The following is a 19,568-nucleotide window of genomic DNA, read 5'->3' as shown; positions in this document are numbered from 1 at the left end:
CCGCCGGCGACCACGCGCCACCGCGACGGCGCAGGAGAGAGGACTCAAACCCCCGCCGCGCCCTCCAGCCGCTCCGCGGCCTCCACCGCCACCGCCCGCAGCGCGTCCAGGTCCGCCTCGGAGAACTCCCGCGGCTCGGGGCCCATCACGCACACCGACCCCACGACGTGCCCGGCGCGGCTGCGCACCGGCACGCCCGCGTACGTGCGCAGCCCGTCGACCGTCGCCAGCGGGTTCTCCCGGGTGCTCGCGTCGGCGGCCAGGTCCGGCACCACCAGCTCCCCGCCGGAGCGCACCACCCGCGCGCACAGCGACCACTCGGCGGGCGTCGCGCGCGCCTCGGCCATCCAGCCGGTCAGGCCGTGCGCACCGGCGATGACCTGCGCGCCGGTGAGGAGCACGTTGAGCATCGCCACCGGGGCACCGGTCTCGGCGGCGCCGCGCGCCAGCAGGTCACCCACCAGCGGCTGCACGTGCTCCACCTCTTCGGCGCGCAGCGCCGCCACCGCGTCCAGGCGGTCGTGGTCGTAGAGGGCGTCGCCGGTGACGGGGGCGGCGCCGGCGAGCTGCCGGGCCATCCACGCGTACCACTCGGGCGAGCCCTCCTCCGCGGGTGCATCCCCGCGCGGTCCCTGCTGCTCCGTCGTCACCTCGGTGCCCCCTTCGTCGTCTCCAGCGCGCCGTGCACGCGCAGGCGCAGCAGGCAGCTGCGCACGGCCAGCCGCAGCCGCGGGTCGGTGGCGTCGGCGGCGAGCCGCTCGCCGACCACGCGCATCTGCTCCGGGGTCAGCGCCGTGCCGTGCAGGCCCGTGGCGAGGGTCGCGCGCGACCACGCCAGCAGCGCCTCGGCCGGGCCGACGACCCCGGCGATCTCCTTCAGCCAGTCCACGACGGTGGGCCGGGCCAGCCCGCGCAGCGCGGCTCCCGTCCTGGTGCTCTGGTCCACACCGGTCCATCGGCGCGCGCGGGTCCGCACCGCAGCGCCCGTCCGGGCGACCCCACCACGGGACCTCACTGCCCGTGAGCAGCCGGACACTACCTGTTCGCCGGATCGCTTCCCACGGGCACGCCCCGCCTGGGACCATCACCCCGGGGACCAGGGTCGGAGGACCAGAGGCGGAGGACCGGAGGGAGGACCAGGTGCACCGCGACGAGCACAGCCGCGGCACGCCGGGCGCGAACCGGACGCGGGCCGCCCGCGCAGCCCTCCTCGTCGCCCTCCTCGCGGCCGTCGCCGCACTGCTGGCCGGGTTCACCGGCACCCTGCAGGCACCCGCGGTCGCCGTCGAGGTCCTCGCCACCACCGTGCTGGCCGCCGCCGCCCACCAGGCCCCCAGCCGCCGCGGGCGCCACGTCCTCGCCCTCCTCGCGGGCTACTGGGGCCTCACCGCCGCCGGCGACACCTGGTGGCTGCTCACCGTCGACCCCACCGGCGTCAGCTTCGCCGCCGGCGAGTTCGAACCCGGCGTGACGATGGCCCTCGAGGTGGTGCGCTACGCCGCCGTCCTCGGCGTCCTCGCCCTGACCACCCCCGTCACCGGCGGGCGGCGCTGGACGTGGCGGCGCGGTCTCGCGCAGGCGCAGGTCACCGTCAGCGTCACCGCCCTCGCGCTGCTCGCCACACCGCTGGGGGGCCTCGTCGACGACGGCCGCTCCTACTCCCTGTTCACGTTCTTCGACGTCGTCGTGGCCGCCGCCGCCCTCGGCGCCGTCGTCGGCGCCGCCTGGACGACCCCGCGCCCCGACCGGGCCGCCACCCGCCTGCTCGCCGTCACCGCCGCCGGGGTGGGAGCGGTCGTGCTCGGCGACGCCGTCCTGGTGCACGCCCTCACCCGCGCGGACGCCCTCGTCGGCGGCACCGGGATCGCGCTCATCGCCGCCGGCGTCCTCACCCTCCTCGTCACCCACCTGAGCGCCGGGCCACCCGCCCCCACCGGCACCTCCCCCCTGCCGCGCGTGCCGGTGCGCAGCCACCCCCGCCTCGTGCTCGCCGTCACCGTCGCCGTGCAGGTCGTCGCACCCCTCGCCGTCAGCGCGCTCACCGCCGCCCGGCTCGCGAGCGCCACCAGCACCACCCCCGGCCCCGCCACCCTCGGCACCGCCGTCGCCGCGCTCACCCTGTCCGTGCTGCTCGCCGCCGTGCAGGCCCGCCGCGCCCAGGTCGCCCAGGTCGCCGCCGCCGCCGCGCAGCGCGACGAGCTCACCGGCGCCCACAGCCGCCGCGGCCTCGCCGAGCACGCCCGCCGCCACCTCACCGCCGGCAGCGGCACCTGGACGCTCGCCCTGTTCGACCTCGACGGCTTCAAGGCCGTCAACGACACGTTCGGCCACGACGCCGGCGACGCGGTCCTGCGCACCGTCGTGGCGCGCGCCGCCGCCGCCGCCGACGGGCACGGGGTCGTCGCCCGCCTCGGCGGGGACGAGTTCGTCGTCCTCCTGCACACCGGCGGTCCCGACGCCCCCGCCACCACCGACGTGCTGCGGCGGCTGCGCGCGGCCGTCACCGCGCCCGCCCGCCTGCCCCGCGGCACCACCGTCACCGTCGGCACCTCCCTGGGCGCCGTCGCGGCCACCGGCGGTGACGACCTCGCGGAGCTGCTGGCGGCCGCCGACCGGCGCATGTACGCCGAGAAGCGGCAGCAGCCCGCTCCGCCCGCACCGGAACCGCTCCCCCTCGCGCGGCCTCGTCGCTGAGGCGGGTCGCTGAGGGAGGTCGCTGAGGAGGTGCGCGCCCGGCGCCCGGGCGGGTGGCGCCGGGCGGGCGCCGTCCGCCCCCGCGGGTTACGCTCCCGCCGATGGACGGGACCCACGCCGCGTTCGCGAACGACGCGGTGACCGACTCGCTGCCCAGTGTCATCCACACCCAGCCGGGCGCGGTGCTGCTCGTCCGCGTCACCGACGGCACCGTCCTGTTCGCCAACCCCCTCGCCGAGGAGCTCGCCCCCGGCCTGTCCCTGCCCTGCGCCGTGGACGACTGGTCCCGCGCCGCCGGCCTGCAGGCCTCCGACGGCTCCGACCTCGCCGACCCCGACAGCGGCGAGGCCGCCAGCCCCCTCTCGCGCATCGCGCACGGCGAACCCGTCCGGGGCGAACGCGTCAGCGCCGCCCGCGGCTCCGCCATGGCCACCGCCCGCGAGGCGCTGTGGGTGGTGGGCCTGCCGCTGACGGACGCACCCGTGGAGGAGCTGACCACCCTCGCGCTCGTGGTGCTGCTGCCGCTGCGCGAGAAGGCGCTCGTCGACGGCGCCCGCGAGTCCGCGGAGCAGCTGCACAGCCGCGCCGTGATCGCCAGCGACCTGTCCTTCACGATCTCCGACCCCGACCAGCCCGACAACCCCCTGGTGTGGGTGAACCCCGCCTTCGAGAGGGTCACCGGCTACGGCAGGGAGGTGCTCGGGACCAACTGCCGGTTCCTCCAGGGACCCGACACCGACCGCGAGGCCGTGCACCGCATCAGCAAGGCGCTGCGCGAGGGCGAGACCGTCACCGAGCTGCTGCTGAACTACCGCAAGGACGGCACCGCGTTCTGGAACGAGGTCGTCATCTCCCCCGTGCGCGACGCCGCGGGGAAGGTCACCCACCACGTCGGCGTGCAGTCCGACGTGACGCTGCGCGTGCAGGCGGAGCGGGAGCGCGACGCCGCGCTGGCCGTCGCCCGCGACGCGCGCCGCCGCCTGGAGTTCCTCTCCTCCGTCGCCGACGAGCTGTCCGCGGTGCTGGACCCCGACACCGCGCAGGACATGCTGCCCTCGCTGGTGGTGCCCGCGTTCGCCGAGTGGGCGTTCGCGACCGTCCTGGACACCGCCGGCCGCACCCGCCACGTCCGCGCCGCCCACGCCAACCCCGCGCGCGCCGCCGACGCGGAGCGGTTCGCGCGGATGCAGGCCAACCTGCTGGAGACCTCCGTGTCGGTGCGGGTGCTGCAGGGCCGGCAGGGCCCCACCCTGCTGCGCGTCACGGACCGCGACCTCGCCCGCGGCACCGGCGACCCCGAGACCGCCGCGCTGCTGCGCCGCCTGGGCCTCGGCAGCGCCGTCGTCGTGCCGCTGCGCGCCCGCGGTCAGGTGACGGGCGCGCTGACCCTCCTCAGCGGCCCCGACCGCCCCCCCTACACCGAGGACGACCTGCTGACCGCGTCCGACCTCGGCGCCCGCGCCGGCGTCGCGCTGGAGAACGCCCGCCTGTACGCGCAGCAGCGCCGCTCGTCCGAGACGCTGCAGCGCAGCCTGCTCACCCCGCCGCGCGACACGCCCGGCCTGGAGGTCGCCACCCGCTACCTCCCCGCCGCCGAGGCGGCGCAGGTGGGCGGCGACTGGTACGACGCCTTCACCCAGCCCGACGGCTGCACCACCGTCGTCATCGGGGACGTCATGGGCCACGACGTCTCCGCCGCCGCCGCCATGGGGCAGCTGCGCACCATGGTGCGGACCCTGGCGCACGACCGCTCCGCCGCGCCCCGGGAGGTGCTGCAGCGCCTGGACGCGCTCCTGGAGGGGCTGGGCGTCACGACGCTGGCCACGGCGGTCGTGCTGCAGCTGGACGCCCGCTCTACGCCCGGGCACCGCGGGATCCGCTGGTGCACCGCCGGGCACCTGCCGCCGGTGGTGGCCGCCCCCGACGGGACGGTCAGCGAGCTCGACGGCGAGGGGCTCATCATCGGCCTGGGCGCGCACCGCGACCGCGTGCAGCGCGAGGCGCAGCTGGCGCTGGGCTCGACGGTGCTGCTGTACACCGACGGGCTCGTGGAGCGGCGCGACCGCCCCATGGAGGCGCGGCTGGCGGAGCTGCGCGACGCGGTCGCCGACCTGGCCGGCGCACCGCTGGAGGAGCTGTGCGACCAGCTCGTCCGCCGGATGCTGCCGGACGGCAGCGACGACGACGTCGCCATCGCCGCCGTGCGCGTCCTCGCCCGCTGACCGGCTCCCCCTCCCCCCGCACCGCCCCGACCCCATGGTGATCTTGCACGGGTGAACGCTCAACCGTGCGAAATCACCACGGGAGGGGGAGGGTGGACTCGGCGGGAGGGTGGGGGTCAGCCCGCCACGTCGCACCAGACGGTCTTGCCCGGCCCGTCCACCCGCACGCCCCAGTCCCGGCTCAGCACGTCCACCAGCTCCACCCCGCGGCCCGACTCCGCCTCCACCGGCGAGCGCCGCAACCGCGGGCGCGCGCCGCTGCCGTCACCGACCTCCAGGCGCAGCACCCGCACCCGGCACTCCACCGCCGCCCGCACCGGCGGGGCGCCGTGGCGCACCGCGTTGACCACCAGTTCCGACAGCAGCAGCAGCGCCGGCTCCAGCGCCGCCTCCTGGTGCACCCGGCACAGCGCCTCGCGCAGGAACCCTCGGGCCTGCCGGGCCGCCGAGAGGTCGGCCGGCAGGGCCACCTCCGCTCTCGGCGTGACGTCGCACATGCGCCGCATCCTGTCGAGGAACCGCCCCGCCCGCGCCCCGAACCACCGCCCGCGCCACCGCCCGGGCGGGCGGGGTTCCCACCGTCGCCCGGGCGGTGGCAGGATGGTGCCGCGCCGGCCGGGGCACGTGGAGGGGAAGACCACGAGTCCCGGCCGGCGTCCGTCTGCCCGCCGGCGTCCGTCCGCCCCGCGGGCGCGACGACGGGCCGCGCCGGGCCCCTTCCCCTACGGTCGGGGCGTGACCGGCTCCAGCACCCCGTTGCGGCGCGTCGTCGTCGTCCTCAACCCCAACAGCACCGGTGACGGCCCCGCCAACGCGCGCGCCCTGCGCGACGAGCTCGCCGAACGCGCCCCCGACCTGCCCGTGGAGCTCGTCGAGACCGAGCGCGCCGGGCACGCCGAGCAGCTCGCCCGCGAGCACGTCGCCCGCCACCCCGGCGTGCTGGTGGTCTCCGCCAGCGGCGACGGCGGCTACCACGAGGTCGTCAACGGCGTGATCGCCGCCGGCCGCGCCGGTCACGACGGCGGCATGGCCACCGTGCTGCCCTCCGGCAACGCCAACGACCACGCCACCGCCACCCACGGCCGGCCCCTCGCCGACGCCATCGTCGACGTCGCCGCCGGCGACGGGCGCCCCGACCGCATGGACCTGCTGGAGGTCGACACCGGCGACGGCGAACCGCGCGTGGCGCACTCCTACGTCGGTGTCGGCATCACGCCCGTCGCGGCCGCCGCCCTCAACGAGAACGACCTGGACGCGGTGAAGGAGAAGCTGCTGGTCGTCAGGGCGTTCTGGAAGTACCGGCCCATGACCGTCGAGCACGACGGCCGGGACGTGCGCATCGACAGCCTCCTGTTCGCCAACATCGACCGGATGGCGAAGTACGCGCACCTGTCCGACGACTCCGCGCCCGACGACGGCCGCTTCGAGGTCCTCATGATCAAGCACCGCAGCAAGCTGCGGCTGCTGGCGGAGTTCGCGCGCGTCCTGCGCGGCCGGCACCGCGTGCAGTCCCGCAGCGAGCCGTACGAGTTCCGCACCCGCAACCCCATGCCGCTGCAGATGGACGGCGAGGTGCTGCCCGTGGCCGGTGGGGCGACGGTGCGGGTGCGGTGCCTGCCGCTGGCGCTGCGCACCGTGCGCTGAGGACCACCCGGCGCCGCCGGGAGGAGGACCCCGCGCGCCGGGGCGGTCAGCGACCGGCGGCGGGCGCCTCGGGAGTGCCGGCAGGGTCGTCCGCGGCGTCGGCGGGACGGGCCAGCCGCAGCAGCGGCTCGGTCGTCAGGCGCTGCCACACCAGGTTCAGGCCCGCACCGATCAGCAGGACCGCCAGCACGGCCAGCGGCCACGCGTCCACGGCGAACGCCGCGCACAGCACCACCAGCCCCGGCAGCAGCAGCAGACCCGCCGGCACGCGGTTCCACCAGCGCGGCTGCAGCACCGACGCCGCGTACCACCAGGCGACGGCGACGACGCGCTCGTCCGGGTGGCGTCGGCCCTGCCGGGCCAGTGCGAGGACGTCGCGGCGGTCGGCGGCGGGCAGGGCGCGGAAGGCGCGGATCGCCGCCGCGCGCCGGTGCGCCGGCAGCTCGGGAGCGGTGGTGCTCACGGGACCTCCAGGGGCGGTGCGCCCGGGAACGGGCGGGACGGGTGCGGAGGGCATGGGATTCGAACCCATGAGGAAGGAGTGGGTACCTCCCTAGCGGTTTTCAAGACCGCCGCCTTCAACCACTCGGCCAGCCCTCCCGGTGCGCCGAGGCGCGCGCACCAGTCTACGGACCCGGGCGGGGCCCTCGGCCCGACGGGAAGGGGCGCGGCCGGCGAGGAGCCGGCCGCGCCGTCGTCCGCCTCAGCGCCGGGACGCCAGGGGGGCGAGGGCGCGGGCCAGGTCGCGGGCGCGCGGCAGGTCGCGGGCCGTGGCCGGCCGGCGCACCGCGAGGACGCCCTCGCGGGGGGCGGGGTCGGTGACGTCGAGGACGACGGCGCGCCCGTCGGCGAGCATCGCGTCCAGGAGGCGCTCGCCCTCGGGCAGGGTCGCGACGGTGCGCGCGCGCAGGAGGTGGCCGACGGCCGTGGTGCGCGCCAGGCGCAGCAGGAGGCTCTCGTCGTCGAGGCGGACCAGCTCGGGCCGCCGCATCAGCAGGGAGGCCAGGGCGGTGACCTCGGCGGCGGTGGCGGGCCGGGGTTCGACGACGCGCGGGTGACCGGCGGGACGGGCGGTGGCGCGGTGGGTGTTCACGGTGGCCTCCTCTCGGCGGGTGGGCGGCACCGCCCGGGGGTGCGGAGCCGCTCTGCTCCTGGTTCTCGGCCGCCCGGGCTCACCGCCCGATCGGCCGTTCGGGGGGGCCCTCAGCACCACCTGCTCGGCACCGAAGCCGAGGAAGCGTTTTCCCGACCTCGGCCGCGCCCGTTGACTCGACCGCCGACCAGGCCCTAGAAACGTTTCATCCACAGGTCCCCGGTGCGGTGGCCCACGGTGCGCGACGCGTCACGACGCCCCGCGCCCACCGGCCGCCGCCGGGCGCTCTCGACGACGAGACAAGGTGATGCCGGTGCTGCCCCAGCACTCCCCCCAGCCGTCCCCACGGACCCGCCGGGCCCGCCGTGCCACCCGCGCGGGCGGCACGGCCCTGCTGTCCCTGGTGATCGCCGCAGGCACCGGCCTGCCGGCCGTGGCCGCCCCCGTGCCGGACCGCCTCTTCGACTTCCAGTGCGCGGGCGACCCCACGGCGGACGGCCACACGGGCGTCGCCCCGACCGCGGCGTACAGCGCCGAGCAGGGGTACGGGTTCCTCACCCCCCTGGCTGCGAACGCCTGCCGCGACCGCGGCGGCGACGGGGACCTCGCCGGCCGCGACTTCGTCCTGCCCGCCGTCGGCTCCACGTTCCGCATCGACGTCCCCGACGGCACGTACACCGTGGTCGTGCGCACCGGCGACCTCATCGCCTCCAGCAACACCGGCGTCGAGGTCGGCGGGCAGACCCTGCCGGCCCGCAACCCGGGCTCCGGCGTCGTCGACGAACGCGTCCTGGAGGGGGTCCGGGCGAGCGGCGGGCACCTGGAGCTGACGTTCTCCGGCAGCTCGCCCCGGCTGAACTCGATCGAGGTCCTGCAGCCGGTCGCGATCCCCGGGGACGTCACCGCGTCGGTCAGCGCGACGGCCGGGTCCGCGTCGGTCGACCTGGCCTGGCCCGGCGTCGACGGAGCCTCCGGGTACCGCGTGTACCGGTCCACGGACGGCACGTCGGCCACCGCGGTGGCCGACGTGCAGGCACCCTCCTGGACCGACGGGGACGTCCAGCTCGCCGACACCTACACCTACGAGGTGGCCGCCCTCGGGGCGACGGGCCGGGAGGGCGCGCGCTCCGGGGCCCTGCCCGTCACCGTCGTCGACGAGGACGCCCCCGTCCCGGCCACCCCGACGGGCTTCACCGCGGCCTGGGGCGACGGCGGCGTCGACCTGGCGTGGTCGCCGGTCGAGGGGGCCGTCGCCTACGACGTCCACCGCTCCCGGTCCGGGCGGGAACCGGTGCGCGTGAGCAGGACCACGGGCACCACCTGGACCGACACCTCGGCCCAGCCGACCGCCGACCACGAGTACCTGGTCGCGGCCGTCGCGCCCGGCGGGCGCTCGGAACGCTCCGGCGCCGTCGAGGTCGCGGCCACCGTGCACCTGCAGCGGCAGGCCGAGCGCATCGACCGCTCCCCCGTGGCCGTGCGCACCGGCGAGGGCGTCCACGTGGGCTGGCGCCTGCTGGGCGACGACCCGCAGGACCTGGCGTTCAACGTGTACCGGGACGGTGATCTGGTGAACGACCAGCCGGTCACGGGCTCGACGAACCTCCTCGACGGCGGCGGCGCGGAAGGTTCCACGTACCGGGTCAGCACCGTGGTCGACGGGATCGAGCGCTGGGCCACCGACGAGTTCCGGGTCTGGCAGCAGCAGCACCTCGACGTGCCGCTCGACCGGCCCGAGGGCGGCACCACGCCCGACGGGGTGGCGTACACCTACAGCGCCAACGACGCCTCCGTCGCCGACCTCGACGGGGACGGGCAGTACGAGATCGTCGTCAAGTGGTACCCCTCCAACGCCAAGGACAACTCCCGGGCCGGGTACACGGGCAACACCTACCTGGACGCCTACGAGCTCGACGGAACCAGGCTCTGGCGCATCGACCTCGGGGTGAACATCCGCTCCGGGGCGCACTACACCCAGTTCCAGGTGTACGACTACGACGGCGACGGCAAGGCCGAACTCGTGGTGAAGACCGCGGACGGCACCACGGACGCGGCGGGCACCGTCATCGGCGACCCCGACGCCGACCACCGCACCGCGAACGGGTACGTCCTGTCCGGCCCGGAGTTCCTCACCGTCTTCGACGGCGCGCGCGGCGTCGCGCTCGACACCGCGGACTACGTCCCGGCGCGCGGTGACGTGGGTTCCTGGGGCGACACGTACGGCAACCGCGTGGACCGCTTCCTGGCCGGCACCGCGTACCTGGACGGGGAGCACCCCAGCGCCGTCTTCAGCCGCGGCTACTACACGCGCGCCGTCGTGGCCGCCTGGGACTGGAACGGCTCGGACCTGACACAGCGGTGGGTCTTCGACAGCGACGAGGCGGGCGAGCAGTACGCCGGCCAGGGCAACCACCAGTTCTCCGTGGCCGACGTGGACGGGGACCAGAAGGACGAGATCGTCTTCGGCTCCGAGACGATCGACGACGACGGGAACATCCTGCACAACACCGGGCTCGGTCACGGCGACGCCCTGCACGTGTCCGACTTCGACCCCTCGCGGCCCGGCCCGGAGGTGTTCGCCGCCCACGAGGACATGGACAGCTCGGGCAACCGCGGCGCCACCTTCCGCGACGCGGCGACCGGCGAGGTGCTCTGGTCGATCCCGGCGGAGAGGGACACCGGCCGGGCGGCGATGGGCGACGTCGACCCGCGCCACGAGGGCGCCGAGGGCTGGGCGGTCGGCGGGGACGCGGCGTGGGACTCCCCGGTCGGCCAGATGCGCTCGGCCTCCGGCGAGCTGATCTCCACCGACATCCCGGCGGCGAACTTCCTCACCTGGTGGGACGGTGACCTGCTGCGGGAGGTCACCGACCACGACTACGACCCGGACACGGGCGCCGGTGTCCCGACGATCTCGGAGTGGAACTGGCAGGAGGGCCGCTCCGAGGAGGTCTACCGGGCCACCGGGACGCTGACCGGCAACGGCACCAAGGGCAACCCCGCCCTGCAGGCGGACCTGTTCGGGGACTGGCGCGAGGAGGTCGTGACCCGGCTCGCGGACTCCTCCGCGCTGCGGATCGCCACGACGGTGGACCTCACCGACGTGCGGCTGCGCACGCTGATGTCCGACCCGGTCTACCGCCTCGCGGTGGCCTGGCAGAACACCGGCTACAACCAGCCCCCGCACACCTCCTACTTCCTCGGCGAGGGCATGTCGACCCCGGCGGCACCGGACCTGCGGTACACGAGCGCCGCCCCCGTCGGCGAGCGGGTCCCCGGCCCGGCCACGGCCGCGCCCGAGGTCGCGAAGCTCTCCGACGACGCGAACCCCGACCACGACGGCGACTTCACGATCAGCGTGGACGTCAAGAAGGGGCAGAACGCCGAGACGGTCGTGCTCCTCGAGGGCGGCACCGAGGTGGCCCGGCGGGACGTGCCCGACCGGACCCCGCAGGCGCAGCACGTCGAGTTCCACGTCACCGGCAAGGCGCCCGGCACGTACACCTACACGGCGGTGCTGACCAACCGGTTCGGCAGCACCACCAGCAAGCAGGTCAAGGTCAAGGTCAAGGCCGGCTGACCGCCACGCCCCGGCGGCACCGGCACCGGTGCCGCTGGGGCGGGGTGGGGCGGGAGTACCGTCGGCGGCGGGCACGGCGCACCCTGCCCGCACCAGCGAACGGAACGAGGACCCCGCGATGACGAACCCCACCGGCGAGACCGACGGCCGCCTGCGCTACCGGCTGCTCACCGGCACCGACGACCGCGCCTTCTGCGAGAAGGTCAGCGCCGCCCTCGCCGAGGGGTACGAGCTGCACGGCTCCCCCGCGCTCACCTTCGACGGCGAGCGCGTCGTCACCGCCCAGGCCGTCGTGCTGCCCAGCGCGAACACCCCCCGCTTCGTGCCCGTCAACGCCTGACGGACCCCCGCCACCCTCCCCCGCGGTGATCGAGGAAGTCGCCGCTTCCTCGATCGCCGCGGGGGTGTCGACGGTGGTGGTGTTGCCGGTGTCGGCGTCGGCGGAACCGGAGCAGAACGCCGTCCAGTTCTTCGTCACGGCCTGCACGGCGCCGGAGCAGGAGGAGTCCGCCCACCACGGGGCCGCCCACCGGCCCGGCACCGGCCCGGCACCGGTCCGGCGGTGCGCTCCCTCGTCCCGGGTCTGGTCCACGGCTCCCCCTCTCGTCACGGTCCCTCCCACCACCGGAGCGCCGGGTGGGGACACCCGGTCAACCAGCTGTGGTGGACCTGTGAGGGGCCGGGCGGCGGGTGGGGGCACCTGGGGTAGCGTCGGCCGTCCGCCGCCCCGACGAGCCCGAGCGAGTCCCGTTGCCCCACGCCCTCCGCGCCGTCGTCGTCCTGCCCACGTACGACGAGGCCGGCAACATCGCCGCGATGCTGCACCGGCTGCTGGAGTCCCCCGCCGCCCCGGACGTGCTGGTGGTGGACGACTCGTCCCCCGACGGCACCGGCGAGATCGTGCGCCGCGTCGCCGCCGGCCTGCCCGAGGGCCGGGTGCGGCTGCTGACCCGCACCGTCAAGGACGGCCTGGGGGCGGCGTACCGGGCGGGGTTCGCGGAGGTGCTGCGCACCGGCGACCACGACGTGGTCGTGCAGATGGACGCCGACGGTTCCCACCCGGTCGAGGTGCTGCCCCGGATGCTGGACGAGGTGGCCGCGGGCGCCGACCTCGTGCTGGGTGCGCGGTACGTCGCCGGCGGCGCCCTCGACGACGCCTGGCCCTGGTACCGCAAGGCCCTCTCGCGGGGCGCGAACACGTACGCGCGCGTGCTGCTGCGGGCGCCGGTGGCGGACCTCACCGGCGGCTACAAGGCGTGGCGGGCGGACCTGCTGCGCTCGCTGGACCTGCCCCGCCTCACCGCGGCCGGCTACGCCTTCCAGATCCAGACGACGCTGGCGGCGCTGGAGCGGGGTGCGACGGTGCGCGAGGTGCCGATCCTGTTCACCGAGCGCACCGCGGGCTCCTCGAAGATGTCGGGCGCCATCATCACGGAGGCGATGGGCGCGGTGTGGCGGATGCGCCGGCACGGCCCCTCGGGACGCCCACCGCGCACCTGACGGCCCGTCGCCGTTGCCGCGCGCGGCGCCGTCTGCCAAGGTCAGCCGTGGCGGCGGGGGGAACGGCGCCACCGGTGACATCGATGCGGGAGGGGCGCCGTGGCGGACGACGACGCCGTCGCCCAGCTGCTCGACCTCGCCCGCGACATCTTCGGCACGCCCGTGGCGGCGCTGGCGCGCGGCACCGGGGGCGACCACCCGGTCGTCGAGCTGACCTCCAGCACCCTGGACCCGCACGCCACCGTTCGGCTCCTCGCCGGCACCGACCTGGCGCGCGAGGCCCTGTCGGTGGAGGTGCGGCGGCCGGACGGCGTCCCCGGCGGGCGGCTGCTGGGGGTGCCGGCGAACGCCGCTGAACCGCTCGACGCGCGGCAGGTGGAGGCGCTGCACGTGGTGGCCGCCCTCGTCGCCGGGGTGCTGCACCACCGCGACCGGCGCAGCGCCGAGCACCGCGGTCGGCTGGCGTCCCTGGACGCCCTGGTGGCCGGCCGCGGCCGCCGCACGGTCCTGCAGCCGGTGGTGGACCTGCGCAGCGGCGCGGTGGTGGGGGCGGAGGCCCTCAGCCGCTTCACCGGCGAGGACGGCTACCCGCGTGGACCGGAGCAGGTGTTCGCCGACGCCCGCGACTCCGGGGTGGGGGTCCGGCTGGAGAGGGCGGCGCTGGCGTCGGCGCTGACGCTGCTCCCGGCGCTGCCCGCCGGGACGTACCTGAGCGTGAACGCCTCCGCGGAGGCGCTGCTGGACGCGGCCACCCGGGAGGTGCTGCTGGCCTCGCACCCGGAGCGGATCGTCGTGGAGATCACCGAGCACCACCGGGTTGACGACTACGCGGCGCTGGTGGAGAGCACCGCCGCGCTGCGCGCCGAGGGGCTGCGGCTGGCGGTGGACGACGCCGGCTCGGGGTTCGCGAGCCTGCAGCACGTGCTGCACCTGTCGCCGGACGTGGTGAAGCTGGACATCGCGTTCGTGCGCGGCATCGACAGCGACCCGGCGCGGCGGGCGGTGGCCCGCGCACTGGTGGGGTTCGCCTCGGAGGTGGGTTCGACGCTGGTCGCGGAGGGGGTGGAGCGGCCCGCGGAACTGGCGGTGCTGCGCGAGCTGGGGGTGGACTGCGCCCAGGGCTACCTGCTGGGCCGTCCCGCGCCGCCGCCGCTGCGCGTGGCGGGCCAGGACGACACCACGGCGATCGTCCTTCCCCGCGACCCGAACCCCTGACCCCCCTCCCCCCGCGGGAACCGTGGTCTCCGCCGAGGTGCAGGGGGCGGGTGGGGGGACGGCGACGGCCCCCGCCGCTCGTGGCGACGGGGGCCGTGCAGGGGTGCGCTCAGAGCGTGACGATGCTGAGCTTCCCCTTGCCGTAGCGGGCGACCTCGACGGTCAGGTCGAGCCGGCTGCCGGTGCTCGTGGCCCACTGGGTCACGTCCGGCCGCAGGACCTCGCCCGGGGCGTACGCCGCGTGCAGCTTCAGGTGCGGGGCACCCTCCACGTTGAACAGCGACGCCATGATGTTCAGGACCTCGTTGGCGTTGACGCGCAGCGCCTCCGACAGCTCCCCGTCCTCGATGGCGGCCTCGCTGGCCCCGGGGGGCAGCAGGCCGATCGACGCGCCGGCGTGCGCGGCCAGCGCGAAGTCGAACACCGCGACGGCCGCGGAGCGCAGCCGGTCGTCGACGTACAGGCCCACCGCGGAACCCGGCTCGCCACCCACCGAGCACGGCGTGCCCGGGGAGACCTCGACCTCACGGCCCAGCAGGTCCGACAGCAGGTTGCGGATCGCCAGGTTCGACGGCAGCGGGCTGCGGTCCATCGTCACGGCCCGCTCGGCCGCGGGGGCGGCCGGGGACGCGGCGGCGGCCCTGACCGCACCGCCGTCCAGGACCGGGGAGAGCGCCTCGGCGAACACCTCCGGCGTGAACGGCTTGGCGATGAGGAACAGCGCGCCGGCGGCGGCCGCCTTCTCGCGCATCTCCTCCGAACCCTCCGAGGTGACGAAACCGAACGGCACGTCCAGGCCTGAGCCGCGCAGGTTCTGCAGCATCTCGTAGCCGGACGCCTCCGGCATGTTCCAGTCCGACAGGACGATGTCGGGGTTCTCGGCGCGGACCGCCTCGAAACCCTCACGTCCGTTCTCGGCCTGGACCACGTCGACCCAGTCGTAACCCGCCTGGCGCAGGGTGCGGATGACGATCTGCCGCATGACGCGGGAGTCGTCCACCACCAGGGCCTTCACGGTCAGGCCCCCGTTCCCGACAGCCACACGATGAACGTCACCCAGTGACCCTGCCAGTTCGCGTCCATGCGCGCCGCGCAGCGGCTGTTGGAACGCGGCAGCGGCGGGGCCTCCGCGATGGCGGGCAGGCCGAGGGCACCGGCGTCCGGGACCAGGGCCTTGATGTTCCCGCCGATGATGTTGGCGATCTCGCCGAGGGCGTCGTAGACGTCCTCGTCGGTCAGCTCGCCGTCCTCCTGCAGGAGGGCGGCGGCCAGCGACGCAGCGGCACCCTTCTCGACCAGCACGGTCACCAGGCCGGGGCGCGCACCCGAGATGCCGACGCTGGCGCACAGCACCGGCGCGGGGACCTCGTGCGGCTCGAGCGCCGGCAGCAGCGGCTCGACGTGACCGAAGTACGACTGCCACATCTGGTCGACGATCTGCGCGAGGGCCTCGTCCTCGACGTAGTCGACGACCTCCTGCACCTCGAGACCCGTGTCCTGCGTCATGCGGTCACCTCCGGCAGCAGGCCCAGCAGGGCCAGCTTCTCCTCCAGCGCCTCCACCGTGAAGGGCTTGATCAGGTACTCGTGGGCACCCGCGGCGAGGGCACGCACGATCTGGCCGTGCTCGGCCTCGGTGGTGACCATCATGATGCTCAGCGAGCGGTACTCGCGGATCGCGCGCACCTGGGTGACGAACGTCAGGCCGTCCATCACCGGCATGTTCCAGTCGACCGTCGCCAGTTCGGGCAGCGGGCCCTCCTGGAGGACCTTCAGCGCCTCAGCGCCGTCGGCCGCTTCCACGGTCTCGTACCCCAGCTTGCGCAGTGCGCCCGCGATGATCTTCCGCATGGCGCGGGAGTCGTCGACGACCAGTGCCTTCATGTCCTCTGTCCTCTCAGTTCTTGGGGCGGTGGACGGAGACCCGTCCGATGAGTTGCCGTTCCCAGTTGTCGTCGACGCCCAGGGTGGTTTCGGCGCCTCCCAGGAAGAGGTACCCGTCCGGCTTGAGGGCGCGACGCACCCGGCCGAGGATGTCCCGCTTCGTGGCGAGGTCGAAGTAGATGAGCACGTTGCGCAGGAACACCACGTCGAACTGCCCGAGCGCGGCGTAGCTGCCGGTGAGGTTCAACTGCTGGAACCTCACCATCTGGCGGATGTTCGCGTTCACCTGCCAGTTCATGCCGGCCCGCGTGAAGTGCCGGACGAGCAGGGGGGCGGGCAGGCCGCGGTTGACCTCCAGCTGGGAGTACGTCCCGGCCTTGGCCTTCTCCAGGACCTCGGTGGACAGGTCCGTCGCCACGATCTCCGCGCGCCACCCCTCGGCGATCAGGGAGTCCTGCAGCCCGATCGCCAGGCTGTACGGTTCCTGGCCGGTGGAGGAGGCCGCCGACCAGATCCGCACCGAGCGGGTGGTGGCGCGCGACTGCTTCAGCGCCGGGACCACCGTCGTGGCGAACGCCTGGAACGGTGCTCCGTCGCGGAACCACGAGGTCTCGTTCGTGGTCAGCGCCTCCACGATCGCCACCTGCGTCCTGCGGTCGGGACGCAGGCGCACACCGTCGACGTAGGCGCTGACGTCGGCCGCACCGGCCGCCCGCGCCAGCGGCACGAGCCGCGACTCGACGAGGTACTCCTTGCCCTTCTCCAGGACGATCGCGCTCTCCTTGCGGACGAGCGCGCAGACCCACTCGAAAGCCGTGGGGGTCAGTGCCATGTCACCACCTGCCAGTAGTGGGTCGGGCCGCGACAGCGGCGGTGCGGGCCGCCGGCGCTGCCGCCGGCGGGAGGGCGCCCGGACGGACCGCGGGGGGAGCGGAGCCGGTCGTGCGGTGAGCTGTGGGGGACGTCGCCGGGACGCGCGCGGGCGCGGCCTGCCGGGCGCCGCCGAGGCGGCGCAGCACGGCCTCGGGGATGGAACCGAGCGGCAGCACCTCGTCGGCGATGCCCTCGCGGGCGACCGCGCCGGGCATCCCCCACACGACGGAGGTGGCCTCGTCCTGCACGACGACCTGGCCGCCGGCTGCCGCGACCGCCTTGCAGCCGAGCTTCCCGTCCGAGCCCATGCCGGTGAGGATCAGCGCGAGCAGGTCCCCGCCGAACGCGGCGACGGCCGAGCGCATCATGACGTCGACGGCGGGGCGGCAGAAGTTCTCCGGCGGCCCCTGGTGCAGCTTCACGACCAGGCCGGCGCCGCGGCGCACGACCTCCATGTGGAAGTCGCCGGGGGCGACGTAGACGGTGCCGGCCTGGACGTCCTGCCCGTCGGTGGCCTCGACGACGGTCAGGGCACTGATCTTGTCGAGGCGCTGCGCGTACAGGCGGGTGAACACCGCCGGCATGTGCTGGGTGACGAGCACGGGCACGCCGATGCCGGCGGGGATCTTCGCCAGCACGCTGGAGAGGGCCTCGGGGCCACCGGTGGAGGAACCCACGAGCAGCGCCCGCGGGGTGCGGGCGGCCGCGGTGCGAGAGCGCACGGCGACGGGCGCGGCGGGCCGGGCGGCGGGTGCGGGGGCCGCCGGGGCGATCCCCGGCACCAGCGCCTTGATCTTGGGGATGAGCTGGGCCCGCACCGACTCCATCGACTCCTGGACGCTGCCCACGTTGGCGGGCTTGGTCACGTAGTCGGACGCACCGGATGACAGCGCCTCCAAGGTGGCGGTGGCGCCGCGCTCGGTGAGCGTGGAGAACATGACGACGGGGAGCCGGCGGTCGATGCGCCGGATCTCCTTGATCGCCTGCAGGCCGTCCATGACGGGCATCTCGATGTCGAGGGTGACCGCGTCCGGCTTCAGCTGCTGGATCTTCTCGAGGGCGATCTTGCCGTTGGGCGCGGTGCCCACGACCTCGATGGCGGGGTCACCGGCGAGGACGTCGGTGACGATGCGCCGGACGACGACGGAGTCGTCCACGACCAGGACGCGGATCCTCTCGCGCACGCTGCACCCGACCTCTCGCTCGGACCGCCCCGGTGGGCGGCTCCCTAATCCATCGGCGCGAGCGGCGGAACCTTGAACCGCGTCCCCGCGCGGGTGCGGCGAGCGGGGACGGCGGGCGGGGACGGCGAGCGGAGACGGAGGGCGAGCCCCCTCGGGCACCCCGCCCCACCCCTGCGGTGATCGAGGGAGTCGCCACTTCCTCGATCACCGCGGGGGTCGGCGGGTGGGGGTCAGCGGGTCGACGGGCGGCGGCGCAGCAGCGCCACCACGAGGGCGGCCGCGCCCAGCACGACGCCGGCGGCACCGAGGGCGCGGGCCGCCCCGTCCCCCCCGTCCGCCACCGCGGCGGCCTCCCCGGCCGCGGCCGCCTCCGCGCCGGTGGCGGTGGCGGTGGCGGCGGCAGTGGACGCGTGGTGGCCGCCCTCCGCGGCGGTCACCGTGAACTCCGGTGCGGGGCTGGCCGGTTCCTCGGCGCCCGCGTCGGCGACCTGGGCCCAGTCGGCCACCTCGCCGTCGGCGTACGTCTGCACCGCCGGCAGCACCACGCGGGTGCCGGCGGCGGGCAGCGGGCCGACCTGCAGGGCGAACTCCTGGAACTGGCCGACGCCGATGCCGGCGGTCCCCGGGTCGGCGGTCCACGTGACGTTCAACGGCGCCTCGGTGATCGTCGCGCCGCCGACCTCGGCGGGCTCGGGCAGGGCCCCCTCCTGCACGGTGACCGTCCAGCCGGGGACGGGCTCGACGGCGACGTGGGTGAAGGGCGTCGCCGTGGGCAGGTCGACGCTCAGCGAGGTGGTGGCGGCCACGTCGGACTCGTTGGGCACGCGGAGCGTCACGACGCTGTAGGAGCCGGCGGCGGTGCTGTCGGGCACGGCCCGCACGTGCGCGGACGCGGGCAGCGCCGAGGTGAGCACGAGGGCGGCGGCGCCGGCGGCGGGCAGCAGCAGGCGCACGGGCAGGGTGGAGCGCAGGGTGGAGCTCACGGGGTCCTCCGGGTGGGTGGTTCAGCGGGTGGTCGCGGCGGGGACGGACCCCGCCGGCGGACCACGGCGCGCCACCCGGCGCGCGACCACGGAACGCGGCCGCACCGCGACGACCACCGGCACGGGCTGCACCGGCAGCAGCACCGGCACCCGCAGCACCGCGAGCACCACGGCGCGCAGCGGCTGAAGCCACGACCACAGCGACCACACGGCCCGCTCGCCGCGGGCCAGCACAGCGGCGGCGGCGACGGTCGCGACGGCGTGGGCGAGCAGCATCGGCAGCGGAGAGCCGCCGGCGGGCGCGTGCCCCAGCGCCTGCGCGGCCAGCGGCACCCACTCCTGGTGGTGCCCGTGGGCGGGCACGGCGACGGTGTCGGCGGCGAAGGCGCGCAGCGCGGCGTGCAGGAGGACCTGCCCACCGCCGAGGGCGGCCAGCAGGGCGGGCGCGGACAGGCGCCGGCCGGTCAGGACGTGGGCCCCGCAGCCGGTGAGCGCCGCCAGGGCCAGCAGCACCAGGGCGGGCGGCAGCTGCTCGCCGCCGGCGACGTGCGCGCCCGCGGCCAGGGCCACGACGGTCAGCGCCACGGCCCCCGCCCGGGCCAGGCGCACCGCACCTCGGACCGGCGACTGCACGGCGGCACCGTACCCGCCGGGCCTGTGCCCCCGCCCCACCCCCGCCCCACCCCCGTCCCCGTGG

The 19,568-nt window shown here is 75.8% G+C and carries 18 protein-coding genes, 1 tRNA gene and 1 pseudogene; 7 read left to right on the top strand and 13 right to left on the bottom strand.

Annotated elements, in window-relative coordinates; genetic code table 11:
• Positions 1 to 44: 44 nt before the first annotated feature.
• Positions 45 to 650, bottom strand: coding sequence for a GAF domain-containing protein (locus MN205_RS21195; protein ID WP_308220243.1), 606 nt, complete (start codon positions 648 to 650; stop codon positions 45 to 47).
• The gene (locus MN205_RS06120; RefSeq protein ID WP_242125305.1) at positions 647 to 946 is read right to left on the bottom strand and encodes a hypothetical protein; all 300 of its coding nucleotides are present in this window, start codon (positions 944 to 946) and stop codon (positions 647 to 649) included. The genes MN205_RS21195 and MN205_RS06120 overlap by 4 nt, the downstream gene beginning before the upstream one ends.
• A gap of 194 nt (positions 947 to 1,140) precedes the next feature.
• On the opposite strand from MN205_RS06120, the gene MN205_RS06115 reads away from it, so the two are divergent.
• Positions 1,141 to 2,694, top strand: coding sequence for a GGDEF domain-containing protein (locus MN205_RS06115; RefSeq protein ID WP_308220242.1), 1,554 nt, complete (start codon positions 1,141 to 1,143; stop codon positions 2,692 to 2,694).
• A 101-nt stretch (positions 2,695 to 2,795) separates the two neighbouring features.
• The gene (locus MN205_RS06110; RefSeq protein ID WP_242125303.1) at positions 2,796 to 4,916 is read left to right on the top strand and encodes a GAF domain-containing SpoIIE family protein phosphatase; all 2,121 of its coding nucleotides are present in this window, start codon (positions 2,796 to 2,798) and stop codon (positions 4,914 to 4,916) included.
• A 116-nt stretch (positions 4,917 to 5,032) separates the two neighbouring features.
• On the opposite strand, the gene MN205_RS06105 is transcribed toward MN205_RS06110, so the two are convergent.
• Positions 5,033 to 5,413: an ATP-binding protein gene (locus tag MN205_RS06105; RefSeq protein WP_242125301.1), complete on the bottom strand. Its 381-nt coding sequence runs from the start codon at positions 5,411 to 5,413 to the stop codon at positions 5,033 to 5,035.
• Positions 5,414 to 5,651: 238 nt separating this feature from the next.
• Between MN205_RS06105 and MN205_RS06100 the strand changes: the two genes are divergently transcribed.
• Complete coding sequence (locus MN205_RS06100) at positions 5,652 to 6,560, top strand: diacylglycerol kinase family protein (protein WP_242125299.1); 909 nt, start codon at positions 5,652 to 5,654, stop codon at positions 6,558 to 6,560.
• 46 nt (positions 6,561 to 6,606) lie between these two features.
• On the opposite strand, the gene MN205_RS06095 is transcribed toward MN205_RS06100, so the two are convergent.
• From MN205_RS06095 to MN205_RS06085, 3 genes are all read right to left on the bottom strand, one after another.
• Entirely contained in the window at positions 6,607 to 7,023 is a 417-nt protein-coding gene (locus MN205_RS06095; protein ID WP_242125297.1) for a hypothetical protein, read from the bottom strand.
• 44 nt (positions 7,024 to 7,067) lie between these two features.
• Positions 7,068 to 7,160 (bottom strand) — tRNA-Ser (locus MN205_RS06090).
• Positions 7,161 to 7,263: 103 nt separating this feature from the next.
• Positions 7,264 to 7,653, bottom strand: coding sequence for a hypothetical protein (locus tag MN205_RS06085; RefSeq protein ID WP_242125295.1), 390 nt, complete (start codon positions 7,651 to 7,653; stop codon positions 7,264 to 7,266).
• 313 nt (positions 7,654 to 7,966) lie between these two features.
• Between MN205_RS06085 and MN205_RS06080 the strand changes: the two genes are divergently transcribed.
• From MN205_RS06080 to MN205_RS06065, 4 genes are all read left to right on the top strand, one after another.
• On the top strand, positions 7,967 to 11,233 hold the full coding sequence (locus MN205_RS06080) for a hypothetical protein (protein WP_242125293.1): 3,267 nt from the start codon (positions 7,967 to 7,969) through the stop codon (positions 11,231 to 11,233).
• 118 nt (positions 11,234 to 11,351) lie between these two features.
• The gene (locus MN205_RS06075) at positions 11,352 to 11,573 is read left to right on the top strand and encodes a DUF1737 domain-containing protein (protein ID WP_242125291.1); all 222 of its coding nucleotides are present in this window, start codon (positions 11,352 to 11,354) and stop codon (positions 11,571 to 11,573) included.
• 410 nt (positions 11,574 to 11,983) lie between these two features.
• Positions 11,984 to 12,733, top strand: coding sequence for a polyprenol monophosphomannose synthase (locus MN205_RS06070; protein WP_242125290.1), 750 nt, complete (start codon positions 11,984 to 11,986; stop codon positions 12,731 to 12,733).
• 99 nt (positions 12,734 to 12,832) lie between these two features.
• Positions 12,833 to 13,948: an EAL domain-containing protein gene (locus MN205_RS06065; RefSeq protein ID WP_242125288.1), complete on the top strand. Its 1,116-nt coding sequence runs from the start codon at positions 12,833 to 12,835 to the stop codon at positions 13,946 to 13,948.
• A 658-nt stretch (positions 13,949 to 14,606) separates the two neighbouring features.
• Here MN205_RS06065 and MN205_RS22285 read toward each other — a convergent pair.
• From MN205_RS22285 to MN205_RS06030, 7 genes and pseudogenes are all read right to left on the bottom strand, one after another.
• Positions 14,607 to 14,963: pseudogene (locus tag MN205_RS22285) on the bottom strand (response regulator); the annotation flags it as partial.
• 2 nt (positions 14,964 to 14,965) lie between these two features.
• Entirely contained in the window at positions 14,966 to 15,454 is a 489-nt protein-coding gene (locus MN205_RS06055) for a chemotaxis protein CheX (RefSeq protein WP_242125284.1), read from the bottom strand.
• A complete protein-coding gene (locus tag MN205_RS06050; RefSeq protein ID WP_242125282.1) occupies positions 15,451 to 15,831 on the bottom strand; it encodes a response regulator in 381 nt (126 codons plus the stop codon). The genes MN205_RS06055 and MN205_RS06050 overlap by 4 nt, the downstream gene beginning before the upstream one ends.
• Positions 15,832 to 15,844: 13 nt before the next feature.
• Positions 15,845 to 16,663 carry a protein-glutamate O-methyltransferase CheR gene (locus tag MN205_RS06045; RefSeq protein ID WP_242125280.1) on the bottom strand — a complete coding sequence of 273 codons (819 nt, stop codon included), beginning with the start codon at positions 16,661 to 16,663 and terminating at the stop codon, positions 15,845 to 15,847.
• Between the two features lies 1 nt (position 16,664).
• The gene (locus MN205_RS06040; protein WP_242125278.1) at positions 16,665 to 17,888 is read right to left on the bottom strand and encodes a chemotaxis response regulator protein-glutamate methylesterase; all 1,224 of its coding nucleotides are present in this window, start codon (positions 17,886 to 17,888) and stop codon (positions 16,665 to 16,667) included.
• Positions 17,889 to 18,118: 230 nt separating this feature from the next.
• Complete coding sequence (locus MN205_RS06035) at positions 18,119 to 18,871, bottom strand: DUF1775 domain-containing protein (RefSeq protein ID WP_242125276.1); 753 nt, start codon at positions 18,869 to 18,871, stop codon at positions 18,119 to 18,121.
• Positions 18,872 to 18,892: 21 nt separating this feature from the next.
• A complete protein-coding gene (locus tag MN205_RS06030) occupies positions 18,893 to 19,504 on the bottom strand; it encodes a hypothetical protein (RefSeq protein WP_242125274.1) in 612 nt (203 codons plus the stop codon).
• Positions 19,505 to 19,568 lie beyond the last annotated feature (64 nt).

Origin of the sequence: Kineococcus sp. TRM81007 (assembly GCF_022669155.1) — a bacterium.
GTDB lineage: Bacteria > Actinomycetota > Actinomycetes > Actinomycetales > Kineococcaceae > Kineococcus.
The sequence above is the reverse complement of the archived record's forward strand: the minus strand, read 5'-3'. Positions and strand labels throughout refer to the sequence as shown.